Origin of the sequence: Methylobacterium sp. Leaf85, from assembly GCF_001422125.1 — a bacterium.
GTDB lineage: Bacteria > Pseudomonadota > Alphaproteobacteria > Rhizobiales > Beijerinckiaceae > Methylobacterium > Methylobacterium bullatum.
Window position 1 is genome coordinate 1 of sequence record NZ_LMME01000030.1, and the last position, 25,747, is coordinate 25,747.

22 protein-coding genes and 1 pseudogene are annotated in these 25,747 nt (G+C 67.4%); 10 read left to right on the plus strand and 13 right to left on the minus strand.

The window, feature by feature from the left end:
- The coding region (locus ASF08_RS25195) for a hypothetical protein (protein WP_162238963.1) at positions 1–202 on the plus strand (202 nt) is incomplete at its 5' end.
- 113 nt (positions 203–315) lie between these two features.
- Here the strand turns inward: ASF08_RS25195 and ASF08_RS14890 are convergent.
- Positions 316–852 (minus strand): superoxide dismutase family protein, encoded by a 537-nt coding sequence (locus ASF08_RS14890; RefSeq protein ID WP_056146702.1) that lies wholly within the window; start codon positions 850–852, stop codon positions 316–318.
- Between the two features lie 354 nt (positions 853–1,206).
- Between ASF08_RS14890 and ASF08_RS14895 the strand changes: the two genes are divergently transcribed.
- The gene (locus ASF08_RS14895) at positions 1,207–1,881 is read left to right on the plus strand and encodes a hypothetical protein (RefSeq protein WP_056146704.1); all 675 of its coding nucleotides are present in this window, start codon (positions 1,207–1,209) and stop codon (positions 1,879–1,881) included.
- 130 nt (positions 1,882–2,011) lie between these two features.
- Here ASF08_RS14895 and ASF08_RS14900 read toward each other — a convergent pair whose 3' ends face one another.
- Positions 2,012–2,245, minus strand: a complete 234-nt coding sequence (locus tag ASF08_RS14900; RefSeq protein ID WP_018043414.1) for a GcrA family cell cycle regulator — start codon at positions 2,243–2,245, stop codon at positions 2,012–2,014.
- Positions 2,246–2,754: 509 nt separating this feature from the next.
- Positions 2,755–3,165: an EF-hand domain-containing protein gene (locus tag ASF08_RS14905; protein ID WP_018043413.1), complete on the minus strand. Its 411-nt coding sequence runs from the start codon at positions 3,163–3,165 to the stop codon at positions 2,755–2,757.
- 248 nt (positions 3,166–3,413) lie between these two features.
- On the opposite strand from ASF08_RS14905, the gene ASF08_RS14910 reads away from it, so the two are divergent.
- Positions 3,414–4,982 (plus strand): glycosyltransferase family 61 protein, encoded by a 1,569-nt coding sequence (locus ASF08_RS14910; RefSeq protein ID WP_056146706.1) that lies wholly within the window; start codon positions 3,414–3,416, stop codon positions 4,980–4,982.
- A gap of 313 nt (positions 4,983–5,295) precedes the next feature.
- Positions 5,296–7,380, plus strand: coding sequence for a hypothetical protein (locus ASF08_RS14915; protein WP_056146708.1), 2,085 nt, complete (start codon positions 5,296–5,298; stop codon positions 7,378–7,380).
- 12 nt (positions 7,381–7,392) lie between these two features.
- Here the strand turns inward: ASF08_RS14915 and ASF08_RS14920 are convergent, their stop codons facing one another.
- The 7 genes from ASF08_RS14920 to ASF08_RS14950 all read right to left on the minus strand — a co-directional run bounded on the left by ASF08_RS14920 (position 7,393) and on the right by ASF08_RS14950 (position 16,360).
- Positions 7,393–8,400: a PAS domain-containing protein gene (locus ASF08_RS14920; RefSeq protein ID WP_238253909.1), complete on the minus strand. Its 1,008-nt coding sequence runs from the start codon at positions 8,398–8,400 to the stop codon at positions 7,393–7,395.
- Between the two features lie 474 nt (positions 8,401–8,874).
- Positions 8,875–10,131, minus strand: coding sequence for a Zn-dependent hydrolase (locus ASF08_RS14925; protein WP_056146709.1), 1,257 nt, complete (start codon positions 10,129–10,131; stop codon positions 8,875–8,877).
- Positions 10,132–10,312: 181 nt separating this feature from the next.
- A complete protein-coding gene (locus ASF08_RS14930; protein WP_056146712.1) occupies positions 10,313–11,332 on the minus strand; it encodes an ABC transporter ATP-binding protein in 1,020 nt (339 codons plus the stop codon).
- A 319-nt stretch (positions 11,333–11,651) separates the two neighbouring features.
- The gene (locus tag ASF08_RS14935; protein WP_056146714.1) at positions 11,652–12,710 is read right to left on the minus strand and encodes an ABC transporter ATP-binding protein; all 1,059 of its coding nucleotides are present in this window, start codon (positions 12,708–12,710) and stop codon (positions 11,652–11,654) included.
- Positions 12,707–13,636 (minus strand): ABC transporter permease, encoded by a 930-nt coding sequence (locus ASF08_RS14940; protein ID WP_056146716.1) that lies wholly within the window; start codon positions 13,634–13,636, stop codon positions 12,707–12,709. Before ASF08_RS14940 ends, ASF08_RS14935 begins: the two co-directional genes overlap by 4 nt.
- Positions 13,636–14,589, minus strand: a complete 954-nt coding sequence (locus tag ASF08_RS14945) for an ABC transporter permease (protein ID WP_018043405.1) — start codon at positions 14,587–14,589, stop codon at positions 13,636–13,638. Before ASF08_RS14945 ends, ASF08_RS14940 begins: the two co-directional genes overlap by 1 nt.
- A gap of 157 nt (positions 14,590–14,746) precedes the next feature.
- The gene (locus ASF08_RS14950) at positions 14,747–16,360 is read right to left on the minus strand and encodes an ABC transporter substrate-binding protein (protein WP_056147149.1); all 1,614 of its coding nucleotides are present in this window, start codon (positions 16,358–16,360) and stop codon (positions 14,747–14,749) included.
- Positions 16,361–16,616: 256 nt separating this feature from the next.
- Between ASF08_RS14950 and ASF08_RS14955 the strand changes: the two genes are divergently transcribed.
- Both ASF08_RS14955 and cls read left to right on the plus strand, forming a co-directional pair.
- Complete coding sequence (locus tag ASF08_RS14955) at positions 16,617–18,848, plus strand: FUSC family protein (protein ID WP_056146717.1); 2,232 nt, start codon at positions 16,617–16,619, stop codon at positions 18,846–18,848.
- A gap of 67 nt (positions 18,849–18,915) precedes the next feature.
- A complete protein-coding gene (gene cls, locus ASF08_RS14960) occupies positions 18,916–20,352 on the plus strand; it encodes a cardiolipin synthase (protein WP_018043402.1) in 1,437 nt (478 codons plus the stop codon).
- On the opposite strand, the gene ASF08_RS24205 is transcribed toward cls, so the two are convergent.
- The 3 genes from ASF08_RS24205 to ASF08_RS14975 all read right to left on the minus strand — a co-directional run bounded on the left by ASF08_RS24205 (position 20,243) and on the right by ASF08_RS14975 (position 21,854).
- Positions 20,243–21,004 carry an endonuclease/exonuclease/phosphatase family protein gene (locus tag ASF08_RS24205; RefSeq protein WP_082473239.1) on the minus strand — a complete coding sequence of 254 codons (762 nt, stop codon included), beginning with the start codon at positions 21,002–21,004 and terminating at the stop codon, positions 20,243–20,245. The two genes, cls and ASF08_RS24205, sit on opposite strands and share 110 nt — an antisense overlap.
- A 136-nt stretch (positions 21,005–21,140) precedes the next feature.
- A complete protein-coding gene (locus ASF08_RS14970; RefSeq protein ID WP_056146721.1) occupies positions 21,141–21,323 on the minus strand; it encodes a DUF3606 domain-containing protein in 183 nt (60 codons plus the stop codon).
- A gap of 159 nt (positions 21,324–21,482) precedes the next feature.
- A complete protein-coding gene (locus tag ASF08_RS14975) occupies positions 21,483–21,854 on the minus strand; it encodes a hypothetical protein (protein WP_056146722.1) in 372 nt (123 codons plus the stop codon).
- Positions 21,855–21,952: 98 nt separating this feature from the next.
- Between ASF08_RS14975 and ASF08_RS14980 the strand changes: the two genes are divergently transcribed.
- From ASF08_RS14980 to ASF08_RS25865, 4 genes and pseudogenes are all read left to right on the plus strand, one after another.
- Complete coding sequence (locus ASF08_RS14980) at positions 21,953–22,885, plus strand: LysR family transcriptional regulator (RefSeq protein ID WP_056146724.1); 933 nt, start codon at positions 21,953–21,955, stop codon at positions 22,883–22,885.
- Positions 22,886–23,031: 146 nt separating this feature from the next.
- Positions 23,032–23,820 carry an ABC transporter permease gene (locus tag ASF08_RS14985; RefSeq protein WP_051074311.1) on the plus strand — a complete coding sequence of 263 codons (789 nt, stop codon included), beginning with the start codon at positions 23,032–23,034 and terminating at the stop codon, positions 23,818–23,820.
- 7 nt (positions 23,821–23,827) lie between these two features.
- Entirely contained in the window at positions 23,828–24,583 is a 756-nt protein-coding gene (locus ASF08_RS14990) for an ABC transporter ATP-binding protein (RefSeq protein ID WP_056146726.1), read from the plus strand.
- Between the two features lie 138 nt (positions 24,584–24,721).
- Positions 24,722–25,642: pseudogene (locus tag ASF08_RS25865) on the plus strand (glycosyltransferase family 4 protein); the annotation flags it as partial.
- Between the last annotated feature and the right edge of the window lie 105 nt (positions 25,643–25,747).

Here is a 25,747-nt window from a genome sequence, read left to right on the forward strand (position 1 = left end):
GCCGGACACCTACCAGGACCACAACAGCCCGGAGGCGATGTACGCGCCGGACACCTACCAGGACCACAACAGCCCGGAGGCGATGTACGCCGAGGCCGGCCTCGACGCCGACGGCATCGTCAGGACCGTCCAGGCCGCTCTGCCTGAGCAGAAGGCACGCAGTGGTGCCAAGCTCGTGAGCATCGGCAACGGTCAGCGCTGACCGGACGACAAACACGAGAACCCGGCATCACGGCTCCGCTTCTGCGGTGGCCGTGATGCCGTTCGCGGCATTCGCATCCTCCGGCGGCCCTGCGCCGAGGATGCGATGGCCGGCTACTTGATGACCGAGCAGGCGAGGCGGGCACCCGCCCCGCCGATCGGCTGGCTGGTATGGTCGTCCTCGTTGGCGTGGATGATGAAGGCCGAGCCGTCGGCATCCTTCAACCCGCCCTCGCCCGTGAGCGGCGTCTCGCTCGACACCTCCGCATTCACCGAGCCATCGGCATTGGCGTAGACGTTGGGCAGGTCGCCCTCGTCAGGCCCTTCCGGGTTGAGCAGGCCGTGCTTGCTCTGGTCGTGATTGACGTGAGCCTTCGATTTCTCGAACTTCTCCATGTCCGAGCAATCGGCCACGGCGTGGAAATGGATGCCGTGCCAGCCAGGAGGCAGGCCACCGGGCTGGATCGCCAGACGCAGCACCAGGGCGCTCGCTCCATCGCGGATGGTGACCGTTCCGATCGGTTCGCCCTTCGTGTTGACGACCTGGCTCTCGTAGGTCTGCGGCGCGGTATTTGCCGCCGGGGCAGGCGCCTGCGCGAGGGCGGGCGCGACGCCGCCCAGCAGGGCGAGGACCGACAGGAATCGTCTCATGGCGTTTCTCCTCTCCACGCCGGGGCGATTGTGGAGCTCTGCAAGGAAAATCCCGGCCGCGACCGTGTCCGACGACGATGGCCCGGGCAAGGCTGTCGTCGCGGTCGGGTCGGGTGCCATGTGTGTCGGCCGAGCCCGGACGGCAACCGCATCCGGACGCCGAAGCAGGTCCGGTGCCGGGCATCCCCACGGGGCATCCACCCCAAACGGAATGCCGGTTAACATAGCATCGTGGACGCCATCGTAAGCTTTCGTTAAGCTGACATCTCAGTCCGACAGCGATTGCCGGGCGGCCGTGCGGAGGTGGAACGCCGATATGCGTCCGATCTCTCGGCACCAGCCTGGAGAGAGTCGATGCCAATGCGTCTTCATCGGTTTTCGACCATCGTTTCGGCGCTCGGCCTGTCGGCGCTCTGCGCCATGCCGATGATCGATACCGTTTCCGCTCAGGACGCACCCCTCGCCAAAGACGCGACGCCCGCTCCCGCCGGCCGTGCATGGACCGATCCGCCCGACCGGAAGGCCGCCCCCTCGCCCGTCGCCGGGCGCGAGGATGGCAAGCAGCAGGATGTCCGGAAGGCCGACGCGATGGCCCGTGCCGGGAAGGCGGCGCGAAACCGTCGTGACGCGGCTGCCAGACCCCGGCCCGCCACGGCCAGCCGGCACGCGAGCAGAAAGGCACCCGGCCACGGGATCGCCCGACGCCTGGTCGCCGCCGGACGCGAGACCATCCGCCCCGTCGCCGTCAGGGCGCCCGCCAGCCGGGTGGCGAGAGACGGAACCTGGACCGTCCGTGCCTTTCAGCCGAACTACGATGACACTCCCGGCTATCGCTACGGCTACCTCCCGGAAGAGGGGCCGGCCTATCGCCGCCGGGATGATGGGGGCAGAGATTATCAGGCGGCCCGTCTGCGGGAGGCCCGCGAGGCGGGATATCTCGTCGTCCGCTCGAATGACCCCCGCACGATGCAGGGACGCCCCTTCGAGGCTCTCCGCGGGCCCGAGGATCGGGGCGATCCCGAAGACTGATCGTGCGCGCCGGGCTTTCCCGGTGAAGTTTTTATTTGACGGCGCTTGCGTATGACTCTGCCCATGCAAGAAGCCTCGCTGGCGAGAGCCGGCGAGGCATTCCATGATAGCGGGGGAAGCGAAGACCGCTTTAGCGAAGGCGGCCGGGACGTGCCGGCTCGAAGACGATGCGGCGGTGAAACGCGCACCAGCTCTTGCCGTCCGGCGCAGGCGCACCACAACAGACCGCGCGATCGTTCGGCTCGCCGATGATGAACTTGCAGACGAAGGCGCCCGATTGTGCGAAGGGGACGCGCAGTTCGGCCGACGGTTCGGCTATGGCGTCAGCATCGCCGATCTGTGACAGGCGAACGAGTTGATTCATGTAAAACGTACTCGCAGGATCTGCGTCTCTGGCGGGCGCACGCCCGGTGGGACCGTGGATTGAAATCCGCCGTACGAACGGTCCTTCCGCCACGAGGCACGACGATGCCCCGGTTGCTTCCGATCCGCCCCGTGACTTCATGGGAAGCCGCGATACGACGCTGTCATGATGTCACTGTATCTAGGGATCTTTCGCCCTTAAACAAGTCTCGACGCACCAACGTGCTGCAGCGCACAGATTCTGGCGTCTTTCGGCGTGGTTCGAAGTCGAGTCCGCCTCTTCTAGCGCCAAATCCCTTTCTTTTTTGAGAATGCCGAGCATCGGATCATCCGTCGCCGGTCGAAGCCGCGCAGTGATTCGCCGGGTACGTCAGCCTTCGAGCGCCTCGCGAAACCTTCGCTCACGTCCGAGACGACGAAAAAACCCCATGCGCCGGCCGGCACATGGGGTCTGGTCGTTGTTCGAAACCGTGGTCCGGCTCGCTCGCGGCGAGCACGGCCCCTGCCGGCTTACTTGAGCAGCTTGACCAGGGCCTTGCCGGCCGGGGTCTTCAGCTCGGCCGCATCGAGGGTGCCGTCGTTGTCCGGATCGGCCGCCTTGAAGCGGGACTCGACCAGGGCGAGGTACTCTTTCTTGTCGATCGTGCCATCCTTGTCCGGATCGGCTTCCGCGATCACCTTCTTGCCACCGCGACCCTTGAGCTCCTTGGCGTCGAGGGTGCCGTCCTTGTCGCCTTCGAGGGCGTCGAACTTGGCGCTGGCGACGGCCTGGACTTCCTTCAGGTCGATCGTGCCGTCATTGTCGGTGTCGATCATGGAGATGATCTTGTTACCCTTGGCGGAGGCCGGGGTGGCGACGGCGAAGGGAACGGCCAGGGCGGCGATGGCAAGGAAAAGGGGGAGCTTTGACCGGTTGAGCATGCGTAAACCTCCTAATTGCGTCAGCGTTGTGGAACTATCACAGGCTTTTGCAGATGCGAAGGTACTCTATTGCAGGGCAGCGGCCCGTTCTTGGGCCGGCTGTGGATGACGGACCCTCCGATACCGGTGGATCGGAGCCCCAAAGGGCACGGGCACACGACACATGCCGCTGATGACGGATTGGTTTTCCCTTCTCCTCCATGAAGGAGCGATGTCATGGGAAGCAACGAAGGACATGATCCATCACTATGTTTCAGCCCGTCATGGAAACCGGCCGTCATCTTCTCATGCGCATCTGGCGTTGGGCCGTCTTCAGGGGGACGGGATTCAAGTACCGGGATTTCGAATTGGCCTTCGAGCGAGGCGATTGGCCGACGATCCTGACACGGGCCCGTAACGGCGAGCGACTCAAGAAAAGCCCGTCGATGATGGGCATGTTCATCCGCGCCGCCGGCGAGATGCGTGACGTCGAAGCATTGGCCTGGGCCGAAAGCCAGTGCCTGGGCGCGCGATGGTCGACGCGGGATCGGTATTCGGTGAGCCAGAGGTTCCTGATGCTCGGCGAAGCGGCGGCCGCATGGGCGGTCTTCACCGCCGATGCGGCCGTGATGGCCGAGGCGAAATTCGCCCATCAGGCGAAATCGTTCCTCCCCCATACCAAGGATGCCGCCCTCCGGTCGGCGATCAAGGCGGCCATGGCGAAGGCCGTCCCCGTCGGATCCTCCGCCGCGGCGGGCGTCGTCAAGGCGGCGGCCACGACGATTCGATTTCCGTTCTTCGGCTCCGGGCAGCGGGTTCAGGGCTCCGTCGAGATCCGGTCGAGCGAGCGAACCCCGCCGCGCCACGCCCCCAAGGTCACCGCGGATATCGAAAGCTTCCGGACCAAGGTCGCCCGGGCAAAGCCGCCCGAGATCATCGAGCACCGGGAGGTGTTCGTGGACCGGAACGGCCAGATCTGGAAGGAGGACGGCAGCCTCATCGTCTCGAAGGGAACGCCCATTTCCCGCTTGTCGCGCGCGGAAGCGCCCGGCATCGCGACAGGCTTCTTCGCCATCAAGAGCACGCGCGGCATCTATCACTGGCTGGTGGATCGCCTGCCGCTCTTCGCCTGGATGCTGGAGGACGGGGCGCCGGATGCGGTGATCCTCCTGAGCGACGAGGCCCCCTCCTTCGAGAAAGAGACCCTGCGTCTGGCCGGCCTGCCCCAGACGGTGGTGGATGTCGGTGATGCGGTCTTCGTCCAGCGGCTGCTGATCGCCCGCAGCGGCATGCAGGGTTTCAGCTATTGGGAGCAGGTGGCACCCGTCATCGAGCGGGTGAAGCGGTCCGCCCGTGCCATCGCTGCGCAGGAAAACGTGAGCGCCGGCGATGCGATCTACATCTCACGCCGCGATTCGAGCCGACGGGTCATGAGAAACGAAGCCGAACTCGAGGCGCAGATCACGACGAGGGGCTATGCGGGCGTCGCCCTCGGGACCATGCCCCTGTGGCAGCAGGTCTTCGTCGTCTCGTCGGCGAAGCGGATCGCCGCTCCTCATGGGGCCGGGTTGGCACATATCGTCTTCTCGGAGCCCGGAACCCACATCACCGAGATTGTGCCGGTCCAGGACGGGACCTACTTCCTGCGTCTGAACTATGCCCGGCTCAGCCTCGTGATGGGACATCGCTATCGGGGCTGGCTGGAGCCTCACCACGGCGCGATGGACAGTTGGACCGTGGATGCCCCGGCCTTCCTCGATTATCTCGATGAGCGGCCCGGCGATGCGGCCGCTCACGTTCGCGTGGAGGATGCCGGCGACCGGTCCCGGATGGGGTGAAGGGCCCCCTGTCCGGCGGCGGATCACGCGATTGTTGGAGGTGCCCCGACGAATGGGCGCCCTCATTCCGGCCACGTCGTTGCAGCAGGGGCTGCGTTCATGGGAGACACCCGGCACCGGCATGGGGGCCGGACTCGGTCGGCCGGGTCGAAGCGTTCGGCTAAGTCTTTGTCGAGACGCGGTGTATCGATGCGGGCTGTTGCGTCCTCGCGTGACGCGGCATTAGATTTCGGGTTGGGAGATCGGGATTGGGCGCTCGACCGGGAACACGTTCAGTGAAGGGCTGTCCACCGGTCTCCTGGCGAGATGGTTCATGCTGATCTTGGAGAACGTCTGGGTCCGGTCGCTCCAGTCGCGGTCGCATGCGGTTCTGTGCGGTCTCTCCGGGGTCATCCCGACGAACCGTCGCGTCGGCATCCTCTGCGCCTCGAAGATCGAGCGCCGTGCCTTCAGCGACCTCATCGCGGGGGTGCGGCAGCCCGCCATCGGCAAGGTGCGGCGCGAGGCGGACATCTCGAGTCCCGTCGGTCGCATGGCTGGGATCGTCGCCCTCCATACGCTGAGGCGGAACTGCGTGTTCGCGGCCAAGATGCACCGCATCGAGCCGGGAAGCCTGATCAAGTTCGTCGCCTTCGTGGCCAATATCGATGCCTTCATGGACGTGCCGTACAAGCACGTGCCCGCCGATATCGCCTTAGCGTTTCGGTATGCCCTGTCCTACGGGCTGCCCTACGAGACCTACTTCGTCGACGGCGACATTCTTCCGCAGACGGCTGAGTTCACCGACCGTTTCGCCAGCGTGATTAAGCAACGCTCGGCTACGAGCGGTTTCATCGTCATTTCGTCGAACGTCGCCCAGGTGCGGGAGTTCTGCGACATCGTCGGCGTGGTGCAGGCCGATAAGATCGTCCTCTACTCCAATGCTCAGCGGGCCATCCACGAATACATGAGGCTGGTCGACCTCAACAAGCCCGATGTCGATGCCACCGAGACCTTGCTGGCGCGGATCCGTCGCGCCTTGAAGCTCGAAGATTGGCCGATGGTGGCCGCCATCGCCACGTCCGAGATGCAGGACGATCCGGATAGCCCCACGGCGATCTGGCTGTATGGGGAACTCGCCCTGTCGCGGGGGGACCGTCGACGCGGCATCGACCTGATCATACGCGCCTGTCAGGCCAACCCCTCCTTCGAGGAGCCGTGGAAGGCTCTGGTGCGCGTCGCCGAAGACGAGCAGGACGAGGAGAGGCTCAAGCTCCTGGCCTCCGTGCTGATGACCAACGATCAATGCCGGATCTTGCGGATGGCCGCCAAGATCATCGAGCAGACCGGCACCGACGCGGCGGCCGCCGACGCTTGGCGTCGGGTCGCTGCCGCGGCCCGGACGGATGTGGGCGTGCTGATCGAGGCCGGCGACCGCTTGCTCCGCGCGGGGGCGGGGGAGGATGCGGCCCGGATCTTCGAGGCCGCCTATGCGGCCGATCCGACGAATGGCCGCCTCCTGGTGATGCTCTACCGAAGTGAACTGCTCTTTTCCGACAATGAGCGGTTGGCCGAATTGGCGGCTCTCATCGTGGAGTTCTACCCGGAGGAGGCCGAACGGGCCGTGCGCCTCGCCCAGCGCGCGCGCCGTCCTGAGGTGAAGGCGATCGAGGATGGCGGCTCGTCTACCCTTCTCGAATCCGTTGCCGAGGAAGCCCTTCCGGTCAGAATCGGGCGCGCCCTGAAACAGCAGGATGTCGACGCCCTGGCCGAGATCGCGGAGGCCGAGATCCGGCGGGAGGCGGACGGCGCCACCGGCATCTGGCTTCTCGGTGAGATCGCCCTGATCAAGGGAGATCGCGAGCGCGGCGGGGAACTGATCCTGCGCGCGTGCCAGGCGGATGCCGAGTTGGAAGAGCCCTGGAAGACTCTGGGGCGTCTTGCGGAAGAGGAAAAGAGCGAGGAGCGGCTCAGCTATTACGTTTCCGCCCTGATGACCAACGGTCAGGGGCGTATCCGTCGGCTGGCCGCCAAGGCGCTCGAGCCGACGGGCGACGAGGAATCGATCCTGGCGGCGTGGCGTGCCGTCGCCCATGTGGCCGGTGCGGATCTCGCCCTGATGCTGGAGGCGGGCGACCGGCTGTTCCGCTATGGCGCCGCCGGCGAGGGAGCCCAGGTCTTGTCACGGGCGCTTCAGGTCGATCCCCGGAACGGACGCGTGCTGATGCTGCTCTATCGCTGCGAACTGACCTTCTCCGACGACGAGCGCCTATTGGCGCTCGCGGGCCAGATCAACGATGTCTCCCCGGCCGATATCGACCGCGCCATCCGTCTCGCCCTGAATGCGCGCAAGGCGAACCTCGGCAAGCGGATGAAGGAACGGTTCAAGCAGCCCGCGCCCAGCGACGCGAGCGCCTGAGCGGAGGCGGCCTCACGCCTCCCGCACACCGGGCTTCTGCCCCGGATCGAAGGTGAAGACGACGCCCGCCTGCTCGAGAACCTGACGCACCGCCTGCACCGTGTCGCGTCGCGGGCGGATGGTCGCCTCCGGATCTTCGATCCGCACGATGGTCGAGACCGATACGCTCGCCCGCCGCGCCAATTCGTCCTTCGACAGGCCGGCCATCCCGCGCGCGGCCCGGACCTGTGCGGAGGTGAGATCCCCGCTGCCGCGGCCGATATCGGTCGCGGGCCCGCGAGCGTCCGTGCTCGACGAGGCCGCCTGGAAGCGGCTCTGTCCGGGGACGCTCAGGCACACGCCGACCCATTCCTTCACCGAGCCGTCCCGGTTCATGATCGGCACGCCACGGGCGTTGAACCAGCGATAGACCCCATCGACGCAGAGGATTCTGTAGTCGGTGTTGTAGGCCGTGTCGTGGCTGAGGGCCGTGCGCCAGGCGAAGTTCGTGCGTTCCCTGTCGTCGGAATGCAGGACGTCGATCCAGCCGAGGCCCTGGAACTGATCGTGTCGCTGCCCGGTGAGCTCCTCCCAGAGCGGCATGTCGATCGACTTCCCATCGGGGCTGACGATCCAGACCACCGCAGCCGTGGCCGAGAGCAGAGCCTCGAAGCGATCGGGTCCCTGTTTGGTGGAATGCTTCGCATCGTAGCGATCGGTCACGTCCTCGACGACGCCGATCGCCTGGCTCGGGCGGTTGCCGGGGCCGAGCACCACCTCGGCATGGCTGGCGATCCAGCGCAAAGTCTGGTCCGGCCGGATGATGCGGAACTCGCGCCGGAGCGGCTGGCCTTCGCGCAGCAGGGTCAGCATATCCGTATGCGCGGCACGATCGTCGGGATGCATCATGGCCTCCACGACGCCGAAGCTCAGGGCGACCGAGGGGGAAAGGCCGAGAACGCGATGGAGGCCGATCGATCCGTGGATGTCGAGCTCTTCGAGGTCCGCCGACCAGAAGCCGACATCCGTGGCATGTTGCATGAACTTCAGGAGGCGGCGGGAGGGCAACCGGCGCGATGCGCCATCCGACCGTCCGGATGGATCCATCGACGACCGTGGCGGCATGTTTCTTTCTCCTCGGCCAATGTGCCGCCTGACATGAACGATTTTATGCCAGGATGTTCCGAAACACTATGTCGTTGCGTGTTTTTCTCCTGCCGCACAACCCGCTGTAGGGCGAATGGGACATAATTTCGCTCGGTGCATTGTCCGTCCCCGTTGCCACCCCGTGGATGGGCGAGGTCATGCATCTGCCCCCGCCATCCCGGCCCTCCTGCGGGCGCCCGTCACAGCCGCGCCCATGACGGAACCGGCGCGATCGCCCCTTTCGATGCGGGCGAACTCGCATGTCGCGTGCCGGTGACGGGAACCTCAGAGGGATTCTGGGCGGTCTCGCGCGGTGAATGGCCGGAAGCGGTGCGGCGTCGGCTTCGCCCGGCGCACATGGCGTCCCGCTCAGCCGGCCCGAACCGGTGCGTTGGCCAGGGTCAGAAGGGTCTGGAGCAGGACATCGGCGCCGGCGGTGCAATCGCCCTGCGTCGCCGACTCCGCCTCGTTGTGGCTGATCCCGTCGCGGCAGGGCACGAAGATCATGGCCGTCGGGGCGAGGGCGGCGATGTTGCAGGCATCGTGGCCAGCGCCCGAGACCATGCGGCGATGGCTGAAACCCAAGCCCCTGGTTGCCGCCTCGACGGCGCCCACAACCCCGGCATCGAACGGCACGGGTTCCTTTCGCCAGATCCGGGTCAACTCGATAATGAGCTTGCGCCGGCCGGCGATGGCGTCGAGTTCCGCTCGTAACTCGCTTTCGACCGCGTCGAGGGTCTCGGCTTTCGGGTCGCGCACGTCGAGGGTGAAGCGGATGCGGCCGGGGATGACGTTGCGCGACGGCGCGCCGATCACCGCCTCGCCGATCGTCGCCACCGCCGTGGGACCGTGGGCATGGGCGATCCGCTCGACGGCCAGCGCGATCTCGGCGAAGCCGTTGAGGGCGTCGCGACGGCGCGGCATCGGCGTCGTGCCCGCATGGCTCTCGAAACCCGTCACCGCGCCGTCGAACCAGGCGATCCCCTGCCCGCCCTCGACGACGCCGATGGTGGTCGCCTCGGCCTCCAGGATCGGCCCCTGCTCGATATGCAGTTCCACGAAAGCGCCGATCCTGCGCTCGCCCACCGGCTCGTCTCCGAGATAGCCGATGGCCTCCAGCGCCTGCTTCACGGCGATACCGGCGGCATCCCGCCGGGAATGGATGTCCTCCACCGTGAATTCTCCGGCATAGGCGGCGGAGGCCATCATGGCGGGGGCGTAACGCGAGCCCTCCTCGTTGGTCCAGTTGACGAGGAGCAGGGGCGCCTCGGTTTCGATGCCGGCGTCGTTCAACGCCCGCATGACCTCCAGGCCCGCCAGGGTGCCGAGGATGCCGTCGAACTTGCCCCCCGTGGGCTGCGTGTCGAGATGCGAGCCGCAGGCGACCGGCAGGCGCGTCATGTCGCGTCCGCGCCGCAGGGCGAACTGAGTGCCCAGCGCATCGACACGCACCTCCAGTCCCGCCGCCTCGCAGGCATCCCGGAACCAGTCCCGGACCTGGCCATCCTCCTGCGACAGGGTCAGCCGGTTGATTCCGCCGGCCGGGGTGGCGCCGAACCGGGCGGTCTCCATGATCGTGGACCACAGGCGCGCGCCGTCGACGCGGAGATTGTGGGTCGTGCTCATGGGCGTGTCCGTTGTCTCGGGTTGGTCTTTTCGGAATGGGGTCGGTTCTTCAACCTTCCGACCTGAGGTGCCGCGAAGCGGCCTCGAAGGAGGCCTCCAGGGATCGGAGGGTGAATGGGAGGTCTCCTTCGAGGCCTGCGCTTCGCTCCGGCACCCAAGGGCGAGGTCGTGGGTGGGAGAGCTACGCCTCCACCATCTCCGCCCGCTGTGCCTGGAAGCTCCGCGTCGCCTCGTCGGTCTTCCAGCAGGCGGCGCGATGGCCAGGTCCGGCCTCGACCACCGGCGGGTCGCCCACGCGGCAGCGTTCCTCGGCAAGGAAGCAGCGCGGTGCGAAGGGGCAGCCCGGCTGGCGGTTGGCGAGGTCGGGCGGGCTTCCCGGGATGGTCTGGAGCCGGGAGCCCTTGGCGAGCGCCCCGTCGGCGCGGCTGCGCAGCAGGCCGATCGTGTAGGGATGATGCGGGTTCAGCACCACCTGCCGGGCCGAGCCCTCCTCCACGATGCGGCCGGCATACATCACCGCGATCCGGTCGGCGACCTCGACGGCGGCACCGAGATCGTGGGTGACGAAGAGGGTGGAGAGCCCGAGCTCCGCCTGCAGGTCGCGCAGCAGCAGCAGGATCTGGATCTGCACCGTGGCGTCGAGGGCCGTCGTCGGCTCGTCGGCGAGGAGGACCTTGGGGTTGCAGGCGAGGGCGAGGGCGATCATCGTGCGCTGGCGCATGCCCCCCGACATCTCGTGCGGATAGGCGTCGAGCCGCCGCTCCGGGCTCGGAATGCGCACCCGTTCGAATTGCTGCAGCGCGCGGGCGCGTGCTTCGGCCGCGCCGATCCCCTCGTGCTGGCGGATCGCCTCCATGATCTGGCGGCCCACCGTATAGACCGGATCGAGGGCCAGCAGCGGCTCCTGGAAGATCATCGCGACTTCGCGGCCGCGTAACGCCGTCAGGTCGCGCTTGCCCATGGCCATCACGTCGCGGCCGGCGACGAGGATGCGGCCCTCGATCGCCGTCTTGCGCTCGGGGTTGAGGCGCATGATCGCGCGCAGGGTCACGCTCTTGCCCGAGCCCGACTCGCCGATGAGGGCGATGGCCTGGCCTCGGCCGAGGGTGAGATCGACCCCATCCACGGCGCGGACCTTGCCGCCGAAGGTGACCTTCAGGCCTTGGATTTCGACGGCGGGTTCTGTGAGCCCGCGACTCATCGGAAGCCTCCTCGGTGCGTCGAGTGTCGCGACGGGCTCCTGTCCGTCTCCGTGCAGCCTACGATATTCGCACATCTCGCGGGCTGCTCGGGTCCCCTCTCCTGGAAGGAAAGGGACAGGGTGAGGTGTGTGACCTTTTCGGAGATGGACCACACCTCACTCCAGCCCTCTCCTTCCAGGAGAGGGAGCCCGTCGCGCTTCATGTCGAACTTTCTTATATCGAGGGAACAGCCGTCGAGCGCATCTGTGAACCCAAGTACCTCGCACGAGAGTGGACCCGCGCCGGGGCCGGAGAGGTGGCGGTGGCGAAGAGCCGTGCTCATGCGGCCACCGGCAGGGCGGGCGCCGCCGAATGGCCGGAGCCCGGCTGGCGGGCGAGGCAGGCGACGCGGTGGACGGGGTCGACCGGGGCGAGGGGCGGAACATGGCTCCGGCAGATATCCTCCACGAGACTGCAGCGCGGGTTGAAGCGGCATCCCGGCGGCGGGTCGATGGGGTTGGGCGGGTCTCCGGCCAGCGGGGCCACGGTGGTGCGGTTGTCCGGGTCCATCGACGGCATCGAGGACAGGAGCGCCTTGGTATAGGGATGGGCGGGGTCGGCCAGCACGGTGTCGGCCGGGCCGATCTCCACCACCTGCCCGAGATACATCACCGCCACCCGGTCGCAGATGAAGCGGACGACGTTGAGGTCGTGGCTGATGAACAGGTAGGTGAGGTCGAATTCCTGCTTGAGGTCCATCAGCAGGTTCAGCACCTGCGCCTCCACCGACTTGTCGAGGGCCGAGACCGCCTCGTCGAGGACCACGAGGCGCGGCTCCAGCGCCAGGGCGCGGGCGATGTTCACGCGCTGGCGCTGGCCGCCGGACAGTTCGTGCGGATAGCGGGCGGCGAAGCGCGCCGGTTCCAGGCCGACACGGGCGAGCAGGCTGCGCGCCCGCTCGATGGCCTGGCGTTTGGGCACGCCGTGGACCCGTGGCCCGAAGGCGATGGACCCTTCGATGGTCATGCGCGGGTTGAGCGACGAGTAGCTGTCCTGGAACACCATCTGGGCCTGGGCGCGAAACTCGCGCAGGGGCAGCGCCCGGCTGCCGATGCGCTCGCCGTCGAACAGCATCTCGCCCTTGTCGTGCTGGGTCAGGCCCATGATGAGGCGGGCGGTGCTGGACTTGCCGCAGCCGGATTCGCCGACGACCCCCAGGGTCTCGCCCTTCCTGATGTCGAAATCGACGCCGTCCACGGCGCGCACGACGGCCTTTTTGCCGCCGATCCCCTTCTTGACCGGGAAATGCTTCACCAGCCCCTCGACGGTGAGGAGCGGCTGGCCCGGGCCGCCCCGGTCGCGGGAGGAGAGCGGGCTCGACGCGATGGGCGTGCTCATGACTTCACTTCCATTGCCGAACGCAGGCCGTCCGAGAACAGGTTGAACGAGATCGAGACGATGAAGATCGCGAGGCCCGGAAGTGCCGCGACCATCGGGTTCACGTAGATCGCCGTGCGCAGGGTGTTGAGCATCAGGCCCCATTCGGGCTCCGGCGGCTTCACGCCGAGACCGAGGAAGGAGAGGCCCGAGGCCAGGATCATCGACACGCTGATGAGGCTGGTGGAATAGACGAAGATCGGTCCGAGCACGTTGCCGAGCACCTGCGCGCGCAGGATCGTCAGGGTGGAGGCGCCGGAGAGGCGGGCGGCGTCGACATAGTCGCGTGAGCGGATCTGCGTCGTCACGCTCTCGGCCACGCGGGCGATCTGGGGGGTGAACACGCAGGTTAGCGAGACGATGGAGTTGAACACGCCCGCCCCCAGGGCGCCGGAGAGGGCGATGGCCAGAAGCACCGAGGGGAAGGCGAAGAACACGTCGATGGTGCGCATGAGCACCGTGTTGAGCCAGCCGCCGACATAGCCGGCGAGGATGCCGATGCTGGAACCGAGGAGGAAGGCGAGGATCACCGGCGTGACGCCGATGAATAGGGAGAGGCGCCCGCCCAGCATCAGGCGGCTCAGCATGTCGCGCCCGAGCTCGTCCGAGCCGAGAATGTATGTGGCGTCGCCCACGGGCTTGAGCCGCCGCACCATCGAGCCGCGATACGGGTCCATGGGCGTGATCCACGGCGACAGCAGCGCGATGGCGACGATTGCGAGGATGACGAAGGCGGCGATCATCGCCACCGGATCGCGCAGGAGCTTGGCCAGCACGTTGCCCCAGAACCCGCGCGAGGCGACGAAGGCCTCCGGCGTCGAGGTGAGTGGGGGAGCGCCCCCGGCGATGTCGATGGCCGATACGGCCGGACTGGTTCCGAGTGCCATCAGCCCCTCTCGATGCGCGGGTCGAGCGCCGTCTGCACGACGTCGACGATGAGGTTGAGGGCGACGAAGAACATCGCCAGGACAAGGATGGCGCCCTGCAGCAGCGGCAGGTCGCGTTGGAAGATCGCGGCGTTGAGGAGGAATCCGGTGCCGGGCCAGGCGAACACCGTCTCGATCAGGATCGAGCCGCCGAGCAGGTAGCCGAGCTGCAGCCCCATGATCGCGAGAGCGGTGGGGGCGGCGTTCTTCACCACGTGCTTGAACACGCCGAATTCGGAGAGGCCTTTGGCCCTGAGCGCCCCGACGAAATCCTGGGAGAGGATGTCGCCCACCAGCGCCCGGACGGTGCGGGCGATGACGCCCATCGGGATCACCGACATCGTGATGGCGGGCAGGATGATGTAGCGCAGGTGCTCGAGATCCGGCTTCCAGTTGCCCGATCCGTCGGGGCCGGCGCCGGTGGAGGGGAGCCAGCCAAGCTGGGCCGAGAACACGATCACCAGGACCATGCCGAGCCAGTAATGCGGCACGCTCACACCGAAGACCGAGATGGCGGAGGCCGCCCGGTCGAGCACGGAATCGCGGAAATAGCCGGCGACGAAACCGAACAGGCAACCGAAGGTGAAGCCGATCAAGGTCGCCACGGAGGCGAGGATCAGGCTGTTGACGACGGCGCGCCCGACCTCGCTCAAGACCGGCCTGCCGGTGGCGATGGACGTGCCGAGATCGCCGTGGAGCACCTTCCACAGCCACAGGGCGTACTGGACCGGCAGCGGCTTGTCGTAGCCGTAGGCGATCCGCATGGCATCGATCGTCTCCTGGGTGGCGTCCACCGGCAGGATGGAGCTGAGGGGATCGCCGTCCGCCAGATGGACCAGCGAGAAGCAGACGATGCTCACACCGAGCGCCACCGGGGTGACGGTGAGGAGGCGGCGGAGGATGAAGCTCAGCATGGGAGCATCCGGAGACCTCAATCGAGTGTGGCGGCTCTCCTCCCCCTTGCGGGGAGGAGTTGGAGGTGGGGGTGGCAGGGCGATCTTCTTCCTGCGGAGGCTGGCGGAGCGACCCCCACCCTCGATCCCTCCCCACAAGGGGGAGGGAGGATGCGTCTCACTTCCCCACGGTGATGGGCGAGAAGTCCTGGTACCAATTCTGGGCCTGGACGAAGCCCTTCACTTTCGAGCTCATGGCGCGCGGGTTGGTGTCGTGGGCGACCATGAGGAACAGCGCCTCGTCGACGTATTTCTCGTGGACCTTCTGCAGCACCTTGATCTGCTCGGCCGGATCGAACGTCGTGCGGATCTGATCGAACAGCTTGTCCATCTCGGGGTCGCAGTAATGGCCCCAGTTCGTGCCGTTGGGGGCCGCCAGATTGCACTGCAGGTGGCGGATGAAGCCGGTGAAGGGGTCCTGGATGAAGTAGGAGAAGTTCATCCCCGTGGCGCCGCGCGACACGTCGGCCTTCGCGCCGGCCCGCCACAGGTTGATGAGCGCGTTCCACTCGACGACTTCGAAATTCACCTTGATTCCGATATCGGCGAGGTTCTGCTGGATCAGCTCGTTCATCGGCAGGGGCTGCATCTGGCCCGAGCCCGAGGGTGCGATGAGGATCTTCGTGACGATGGGCTTGTTGGGGCCGTACCCGGCCTCGGCCAGGAGCTTCTTGGCCGCGTCGGGGTCATAGGTCGGCTTGAAGGTCGGCGAGCCGAACCAGGCCGAGCCCGGCGGCATGAAGCCCTGTGCCGGGATCATCAGGCCGCTGAGCATCTCCTTCATGCCCTCGCGGTCGACGGCGAGGTTGGCGGCCTTGCGCACGCGGATGTCGTTCCACGGCGAACCCTCTGCCCGCGACAGGTGCCAGGTCCAGTTATGCGGATAGGCGTTGGTGACGATGCTGAACCCCGCCCCCTTGAGGGAGGCGATGGCGTCCGGCGGCGGGGCCTCGATCCAGTCGACCTGGCCCGAGCGAAGGGCCGCCACGCGGGCATTGGCCTCCGGCAGGGGCACCAGCACCAGCTTGTCGAGCTTGGGCACCCGCGCCTTGTCCCAGTATTCGGCGAAGGGGGCCATCTCGGCGCGCTCGCGCGGGGCGAACAGGGTGAGCTTCCACGGGCCGGTTCCCGACGGCGTCTTGGCGAACGCGTCCCAGCTCTTGCCCAGCTTCTCCCACTGCGCCGGCGAGGACATCATGATCCAGGCGATCTGGTAGGGCAGCGTCGCGTCCGGCGCCTTGGTGGTGATCTCCACCGTCATCGGATCGACCACGCGGTAGCTGGCGACACCGGGGATGCGCGACCTACCCTGCGCCGACTGGCGCGGATCGAATTGCGGCGCATCGGTCTTGAGGAGCTTGTCGAAGTTCCACACCACCGACTCGGCGGTGAAGGGCGACCCGTCGTGGAAGGTGACACCGGGGCGCAGCTTGAAGATCCACTTGGTCTTGTCGGCAGCATCCACCGCCCAGGAGGTGGCCAGACCGGGGGTGAGGTCGGAGGGCTTGGTCGCGCTCGACAGGTCCCAGTTGATGAGCGCGTCGTAGACCGTGTAGCCGGTGAAGCGCATGCCCTCGCCGCCATTGTCGGCCTGCCCCGTGGTGAGCGGGATGTCCGACGCGGTCATTCCGATGCGCAGCGTTCCCTGCGCCCATGCGGACGGCACCATGCCGCTGGCGGCCAGCGCCGCGGCCACGAGTCCAACGCGAAGATGTTCTGCCAAGCCTCTCATCGTGTTGTGCTTTTCCTCGGTCGACCGATGATCGGCGAAATTGCCGGTGTCGCGAACGCCCATGCAAGGCGCCGGCCAGACTGGACTCTTTCCAACCCCGGCGGATGAAAATGCATACGAAATCCAGCGCGGCCGGGCGGTTCGCCATGCGCTGGGGGCCGGCCCGCCCGGCGGGGGCGCCGTCATGGGTTTTGCGCTGCGGCGATCGGCTCTAAACCGCCTCACACCGGGCATTCCGCCCGGCGGAGCGTCCCGGTTGTCCCTCCCTCCGAACCCCAGGGCCAAGGCCAGCGGCGCCGTCTCCGGCGGCCTCCGGCGCGGGCGCGTGGCCGGCTTCCTCATGGGGCGGGGCTCCCTCTCCACGCCGGGATCGAACCTCGCGCGCCTGCCGATCGCCCTCGACCCGCGCGGGCTCAGCATCATCGAAGGCATCCGGGCGGCCTGCGCCTTCGGCACCGTCATCCTGCTCCACGAATTCGTGGCGTGGCCCCCGCTCCTGATCATGGCGCTTGCGGCCAACCTCACCTGCTTTGCCGATATCGGCGGCCCGATGCGCTCCCGGCTGATGGTGCTCGCCGTGTTCTCGGTGATCGGCAGCCTGATCTGGAGCCTGTTCGGCCTGCTCCAGCCCCATGGCCCGGCGCTCGTTGTGCCCCTCGCCACCCTCGTCATCTTCTGCTGCAGCTATGCGCGGGTCTGGGGCGTGCAGGAGCAGACCGCCGGCAACGTCCTCGTCCTCGTCCTGGCCTTCGCCCTCGACCGTCCCCTCACCGGCGGCGAGGCCGTCATCGCCGGAGCGATGGTGCTGGCCGGCGGCCTGTGGGCGACGGTGCTGGCCCTCGCTCTGTGGCGGCTCAACCCTTACCGCCCTACCCAGAGGGCCGTGGCCGAGGTCTGGCGCCGGCTCGCTCTGCTCAGCGGCGATCTCGAAGACCTCGCGGCCTCGGACGAGGCCGGCGCGGCGGGATTCGACGACCATGCCCGCGCCCATCGCCGCGGCGTGCGCGAGGCGATCGAGCTCGCCCGCGGCCTCATCGTCGACCTCGCCCGCAGCCGCGAGCGCGTCTCCGACCGCACCGCCCAGGCGCTGATCCGGCTGGAGAGCGCCGAGCAGATCTTCGCCGCCCTCATCGCCCTGTCCGACCGGATCGAGGCCGACCGCAACCCCAACCGGCAGGTCCGGACCCGGCGCCTGCTGCGCCGCCTGCGGCCGCTCCTCCTCGTGGTCGCGCGGGCGATCCGCGACGACACCGTCCTCGACCTGCCGCGCATCGAGCGCTCGATCGCGCGGGCGGGGCGCGGATTCGCGTCCGACCCTGCCCTCAAGTCCCTGGCCGAGCGCATCCTCGACCGCGTCCGCATCGGGGCCAAGCTCTCGACGCCGGAAGGGTATCGCCCCGGCGGCACGCTGCTGGGGAGCGCCAGCCTGCCCCTGCGCCAGAGGATGCTCGGCCCGTTGAAGGCGAACTTCACCCTGGCCTCGCCGAACCTGCGGCACGCGATCCGCGCCAGCACCGTCACCGCCCCGGTCCTCGGTCTCACCCTGCTCTGGCCGGGGCCGTTCACGCACTGGCTCACCATCACGGTGGTGCTGACCATGCAGCCCTTCTACGCCGCCACCTGGCAGCGGGCGCTGGAGCGGATCGGCGGCACGGTGCTCGGGGGGCTGTTCGGCGCCCTCCTCGCCAGCCTCGCCACGACGACCCTGGCGCTCGCGGCGCTGATCTTTCCGTTGAGCATCATCGGTTTTGCCGCCCGGCAGGTGAGCTATGCCTTCTTCATCGCCTGCCTGACGCCCCTGGTGGTGCTGCTGGTGGAGGTGATGGAGCCCGGCCATGCCTCCTGGGAAGTCGCGGGCATGCGCGCCCTCTTCACCCTGCTCGGAGGTCTCATCGCGGTGGCGAGCAGCCTGCTGCTCTGGCCGGTCTGGGAGCCGGATCAGGTCCGTCTCGAACTGAGGAAGGCCGTGAAGGCCCATGCCGATTTTGCGCGCACCGTGCTCTCGAATCGGGCGGAGGCCGAGCGGAGCGGGGCGGCGGAGGCCGCGGCGCGGGCCAGCGGCCTCGCCCTCAACACCCTGGAGGCCGCCCTCTCCCGCGCCCTGCAGCAGCCCCGCGCCGGGCGCCACCCCCAGGTCGAGACCGCCATGGTCGCCGACGCGACCCTGCGCCGGATCGGTGCGCGCCTCTCGGCACTGCGTCATGCCGCCGAGCCCAAGCCCGCTCTTGCCGAAGAGCTCGCGGGCGATGCCGGGGACGAGGCGGAGGCGTGCCGCGCCTGGACCTTGTGGATCACCACCACCCTCGCCCGCCTCGCCGAGGATGGCGGCGCCCTGCCCGCCCTGCCCGCCCATCCCGCCCTGCCCCGCGCCGAGTCTCTCGTGCGCCTCGTGACGCAGGTGGAACTGCTGGCCGAGACCCTGCGCCCGCAACGGTCGCGCGAGGCGGCAGCTCCCGCCGAGGCCGTCCCCGAGACGGCCCGCCGCTAGGTCTTTCCACCCGCCCGGGGCTAAAGGGGGCGTGTCTCGCGATCCCCTTCTCAGGCTGGGCTGATTCTTGGAAGACCTCCTCCACCGATGGCTGCAGGCGACCGGGTCGATCCGGGCCGACGTCCTCGCCGTCCTCGGCATCGTGCTGGCGCTTCTCGTCACGGTTCACGCCTTGCTGCGCAAGCGCGAGATCGGCACCGCCATCGGCTGGATCGGCCTCGCCTGGCTGTCGCCGATCTTCGGGACGGCCCTCTACGCGATCTTCGGCGTGAACCGGGTCTCGCGCCGGGCGCGCCAGTTGAGGGTAAGGCCGTCACAGCAGGCGGGCTCCCCCGTCATTCCCGACGCCAGCGTGCCCGAAGACCTGCGGCCCCTCGACCGCGCCGTCCGCCGGATCACGCGGCTCGTCCTCCTAGGCGGCAACGACTTTTCCATCCTGCGCAACGGCGACGCAGCCTATCCGGCGATGCTGGAGGCGATCGGGGGAGCGACGCGCAGCGTCGCCCTGTCGAGCTACATCTTCCGCAACGACGGCGCCGGGTCGCGCTTCTTCGAGGCGCTGGTGGCCGCGCGCGCGCGCGGCGTCGAAGTCCGGGTGCTCATCGACGGGATCGGCAGCGGCTACTTCTTCCCCGCCATGGCGAGGCGCCTGCGCCGGGCCGGGGTGCCGGTGGGGCTGTTCATGCATTCCGCCCTGCCCTGGCGCATGCCGTTCCTGAACCTGCGCACCCACAAGAAGATCCTCATCGTCGACGGGCGCATCGCCTTCACCGGCGGCATCAACATCGCCGACGAGAACCTCGTCGCCACCTCCCCTCCGGACCCGGTGCGCGACACCCATTTCCGCATCGAGGGGCCGGTGGTGGAGCAGCTGTCGCAGGCGTTTTCCGCCGACTGGGCATTCGTCATGGGCGAGGAGCTCGACGGTCCGCGCTGGTTCCCCCCGCTCGGCGCGGCGGGCGAGATCGAGGCCCGTGTCGTCACCTCGGGGCCGGATGCGGATATCGAGAAGATCGAGTTCGCGGTGATGTCGGCGATCACCTGCGCGCAGCACAGCATCCGTCTCGTCACCCCCTATTTCCTGCCGAGCGAGATCCTGTCCACGACCCTGGCGCTCGCCGCGACGCGGGGCGTGCGCGTGGACGTCATCATCCCGCGGGCGAGCAACCACAGCTACGTGGACTGGGCGACGCGGGCGCACGTGGCGCCGCTGCTCGAGGCGGGCGTGCGGATCTGGCTCGACGAGCCGCCCTTCGACCATTCGAAGCTCCTCGTCGTCGACGGGGAATGGAGCTTCGTCGGCAGCGCGAACTGGGACATGCGCAGCTTCCGCCTGAACTTCGAGCTCAACGTCGAGGTCTACGACCGCGCCTTCGCCGACCGCCTCGACGCGTTCATGCGGACGAAGATGGACGCCCGCCTGACGGCCGAGGAGCTCGCGCGGCGGCCCTTGCCCGTGCGGTTGCGCGACGCAGCCGTACGACTAATGCTGCCATACCTCTGACGGTCCGCTCGCCCGCCTGGGCCGGCGCGGGGCCGAGATGCACCACGATGGGCCGGTGGTCGGAGGCGCCGCGCGGCAGCACCGTGCGGCCGAGGCAGGCGAGCCCGCGCACGAGGCAGCGGTCGATGCGCAGGGGCACGAGATCGACCATGGCATGGGTCGGGATGCGTGGCCCGGCATCGCGGAACCCCGGCAGCAGGGCGGGGCCCACGAGGTTGTAGTCGCCGATCACCGCGGCGCGCGCCGGCAGGCTCTGCTCGATCCGCCGCAGCTGCCGCCGGTTGAGTACCTGCCCATGGGAGAGATGGACGTTGGCGACACCGAACTCGCCGAAATCGAGGATCTGGCAGACCCGGTCGACGACGGCGCCCGACGGCAGGGCGATGACCACGGGCGGGGAGGCCCAGGGATGCGGGCTCCACATGGCGAGCCCATGGATGCGGCCGGGCAGCGGCGCCCAGGCATAGACGCCGCCGAGCCGTTCCTCGATCACCGCGATGTCCTTGGTCGCCTCCTGCATCAGCAACAGGTCGGGCCGCTCGCGCTCCACCAGGGCGACGATGGCATCGACCTTGGCTCCGGTGCGCCGCAGCAAGTTCCAGCTCACGATCTTGCGGAAGTGGCTGCGGTCCAGCGCATCGAGGGCGTGCAGGTCCGGGAATCGGGCGGGATCCTGGGACGCGTAGCGGCGGTCGTTGAGCGGGCCGCGCCAGGGCAGCGAAAAGTGTCTCTTGTCCGCCACCTGCCCGCCCCCGCCGTCGCCTCGTCCAGCCTGACGCTGCCTTCCTCTAACGCTTCTTGCCGAGTTCGGCTGCGATGTCCTTGATCATATGTCCGACCTTGCGGTGGGCGCTCGCCAGCTGGTCGCGGGTGACGCCCCAGCGCTTCATCCAATGCTCGACGGCCTGCCGCTCGGACAAATCGAGCCTGTCCTTGTCGATGAAGCCGCGCTTGTCCTTCAGGCCTGCCATCTGTCCCGCCTACCTCGGTCCGCATCCCCGGCGATGCGCGTCTCCGCACGGCTCTTAACCCATGTGCCGGTGTGGTGACGAACACGAAAACAACCTCCCCGTCATCGCCGGCGGGGAGGTTGGTCCGGTTCGGCGAGCCCGGTCACGCCGGGCTCGCCCTCAATTCTGCGCCGCCGCTTCGCGGGTGACGCCCGGGCGCGGCCGGTTGACGGCGACGGTGTCGCCGGTGCGGCTGATCTCGATGGCGTCGGCGGTGCCGCCGAGTTCCTGCGGGGTCGAGAGGGTCACGCTCTGGCCGTTGGCCAGGACCGTCTCGAATCGCATTGCCCGGCTGGTCCCGGTGCGGGCCAGGGTGACGACCACCCGGTAGCCCTTGGGCTCGGCGGTGTAGTAGGCGACGCCCGAGAGCTCGCCCAGCGAGACGCTGCCACCGTCGAGGGGCTTGATCGTCTCGGCGGAGGCCGGAAGGGTGGCGGTGCCCACGGTGACGGTGGCGAGGGCGGCGGCGGTGATGAGGCTACGGAGTGTCATGGTGACGGGTCTCGCTGTCTTGGCAGGGGCGGTGCGCCCTTGCCGGTGACGCGAAGATGCTGTGCGGTGCATCATGGATCAAACAGATTGGATCGATAATGACTATTGACCATGTCGATCTATCCCGCATCGACCTCAATCTGCTTGTGGCCCTCGATGCCCTCCTCGCCGAGCGCAGCGTCACCCGCGCCGCCGCCCGGATCGGCATCGGCCAGTCGGCCATGAGCAGCAGCCTCGCGCGCCTGCGCACCACTTTCGGCGACGAACTCCTCACCCGCGCCCCCGAGGGGATGCGCGCTACTCCCCGCGCGCTCGCGCTCGCCGCGCCCGTGCGCACCCTCCTGCGCCAGATCCAGTCCCTGGTGCGCCGCGACGATGCGTTCGATCCGCGCAGCGTCACGCGAACCTTCACCATCGGCCTGCCCGATTCCACCGAGGTGCTGCTCGGGCCGCGCCTTCTGGCCTACCTGCGCGAACATGCGCCGGGGATCAGCCTGCTCCTGCGATCCATTGACCGCATCCGCATCCTGCAGGAACTCGACGCGGACCGCGTCGATCTCGGCATCGGCACGTTCAGCCACGGCCAGACGCATCACAAGCAGCGGCTGCTCTACCGCGACCGCTACGTCTGCCTGTTCAATGCCGAGCTCGTCGGGCTCGAGGCTCCGATCTCCCTGGACGATTACCTGCGCTTTCCCCATGTGCTCACCAGCCTGAAGGAAACGGCGCACGGGGTGGTGGACGACGCCCTCGCCCTCCTCGGCCTGCGCCGCGACCTCGCGGTGACGACGCCGCGCTTCCTCGCCGTGCCCTTCCTGGTGCGCAGCGCGCCCGTCCTCACCACCATGCAGGAGCGCCTCGCCACCCTGTTTGCCGGAACCCTCGGCCTCGCCGTCAGCCCCGCGCCGGTGGCCCTCGACGAGGTGGCGATCTCGATGCTGTGGCACGCCTCCTACGACAACGACCCGGCCCATCGCTGGCTGCGCCAGACGTTGCTCGCCCTTGCCGACGACGCGGCGCAGGTCGGTTGAGGCGCTTCGATTCGCCGCCCGGCACCACATCCGGTCCGGATCTTCTGCCCCCGGCGACCCAAAACTTGCCAATGCGCGCAGGCGCGTGCTTTGGGAGGGCCGGCATCGGCTGCTCCGCAGGAGCAGGGCTCCGGGAAAGAGGCCGCATGGGTTTGGTAGCAGGAGGGGTCGCCGACGTCGTCGGAGGCTTCGGCGCGTGGCGCATGTGGTGGATGCTGGCCAAGAACGACGTGATTCGTCGGTATCGCCGCTCGCGCGTCGGCCAGCTGTGGCTGACCCTCAGCATGGCCGTGATGATCTTCGGCATGGGCGGGATCTACGCCTCGCTCTTCGGCACCTCCATGGCCGATTACCTGCCCCATCTCGGCACGGGCCTCGTGCTCTGGGGATTGATGTCGCAGACCATCAACGAAAGCTGCTCGAGCTTTACCGATAACGACAGCATCATCCGGCAGGTCGCGCTGCCGCGTTTCACCTACCTGCTGCGGACGATCGCCCGGAACCTTTTCATCTTCGCCCATAACCTGATCATTCTGCCGGTCCTGTTCCTCGTCACCGGCACGGTGATCGACTGGCACATCCTGCTGTTCGTCCCCGGCCTGCTGCTCGTGCTCGCCAATCTGGCCTGGATCGGCTACCTCCTGGCCATCCTGTCGGCGCGGTTCCGCGACATTCCGCAGATCGTCGCGAGCATCGTCCAGGTCGCGTTCTTCGTCTCGCCGGTCGTCTTCAAGCCCTCGCAATTGCGGGGCGACCATCCCGTTCTCATCCTGAACCCCTTCGCCAGCATGCTGGACGTGATGCGCGAGCCTCTGCTCGGCCATCTGCCGAGCGCGACGTCCTATCTCATCCTGCTAGGCCTGCTGGTCGTCGGGTGGCTCGTCGCCCTGGCCTTCTCGGGGAAATATTCGCACCGCGTCGTGTACTGGCTCTGAGGGCAGGATGGCTCATATCGTCCTCGACAAGGCGAGCGTCGAACTCGCCGTCTACAATTCCCGCGGCCGTGCCCTGAAGAGCGAAATCCTGCGGCGCACGGTGGGGGGCGGCCTGCAGAACGACCGCGACAGCAGCGTCCAGGTGATCAAGGCGCTGAACGCGGTCAGCTTCGAAGCGCGCGACGGCGACCGGATCGGTCTCGTCGGCGGCAACGGCGCCGGCAAGACGACGCTCCTGCGGGTGCTCAGCCGGGTCTATCCGCCGACCTCCGGCACCGCCACCATCGAGGGGCGCATCTCATCCCTGATCGACCTGTCCATGGGCATGGATACGGATGCCACGGGCTACGACAATATCGAGATGCGCAGCATCATGCTGGGGCTCAGCCACAAGCAGGCCCAGGCGATCGTGCCCGACGTGGAGGAGTTCAGCCAGCTCGGCGAGTTCCTGTCCCTTCCGATCCGCACTTATTCCAGCGGCATGATGCTGAGGCTCGCCTTCGCGGTCAGCACGGCGGTCCATCCCGACATCCTGATCCTCGACGAGGTAATCGGCGTCGGCGACGCCGCCTTTGCCGAGCGTGCCGAGCAGCGCCTGCACGGCATGATCCAGAAGGCCAGCATCATGTTCCTCGCCTCCCACGACAACGCCTCGATCAAGCGCTTCTGCAACCGCACGCTCTGGATGAAGGGCGGCATGCTGATGATGGACGGAGCGCCGGAGGAGGTGCTGGCGGCTTATGCGGCGGATGGGGTGGGCTGATCCGCCCAGGCCCTGTCAGAAACATTCCTACTGAGGGGCCAGCTTCAACTTCAACTAGAATTTTTAAGAACACCGCTTGTGCAGCTTGATTGATCGCTTAGAGAAAATGGGCGCAGTCTCCAAAGGTACCTCCCGGAAATGACGGCTCGAATTCTGCTGGAAGTACCCTCCTTCGACAAAGGCGGCCTTCAGAAGGTTGTTCTGGACATAGCCCTTGGCCTCCGCAGGGTCGATGGAAATGAACTCATGGTCGTGACCAACGGTCCCTTGGGGAGCATCGCCCGCGAGGCGCAGGCTGCAGGCATCACGGTTCGCCAACTGCCCGTGGATCGGGTGGATGAGGCATATCCGGCCCTGATCGACGAGTTTAAGCCGTCGATTGCGCAAGCGCATTTTTCCGACGTTGGGTATCCATATCTTGCCGCCCGCGGCGTGCCTATCGTCTGCTTTATCCATAACGTCTATGTATTTCTGCCGGATTCCGCACGTGCAACGTTCCGCGCAGGCGACCGCTATGTATCGAAATACATTGCGGTATCCCCGAAAGCCGCAGAATACGCCCAGGCCAAGCTCGGGGCGGCACCCGAGAAAGTGGTCATCGTGCCCAACGGCCTCGACTTCGCCCGCTATCCCCTCGACCGGGCGAGCAGATTAGACCGGTCCTCGCTCGGGATCGGAAAGGACGACTACGTCTTTCTGAATCCTGCCTCCTACAACCTGCACAAGGGCCACTATCTGATCGCTGCCGCGATGAAGCGCGTTCTTGCTACGCGTCGTGACATCCGAGTGTTGTGCGTAGGCAACGAGATCTTCGCGCCACATGTGGAGGCGCTAGCGAGCTACCTCGCGAGCGAGGGGCTCGATAAACATATCTTGATGCCCGGTTACTTCGAAGACATTGCCGACCCTATGGGAATAAGCGATGCTTTTCTCCTTCCCTCCTTCATCGAAGGCTGGAGCATCGCGATGAACGAGGCGATGCATTACGCCAAGCCGATGATTTTGACGGACACCGGTGGTGCCGGCGAGGTGATAGAGCAAAACGACACCGGCATCCTGTTGTCCACCGAATATCCCGACTTTCTAAAGCTCGAATCCGCCGAACTCGACCGGCTCGCCTACACTCCACAAAGCTATCGCCTCACCGAGCCATTGGCGCAGGCC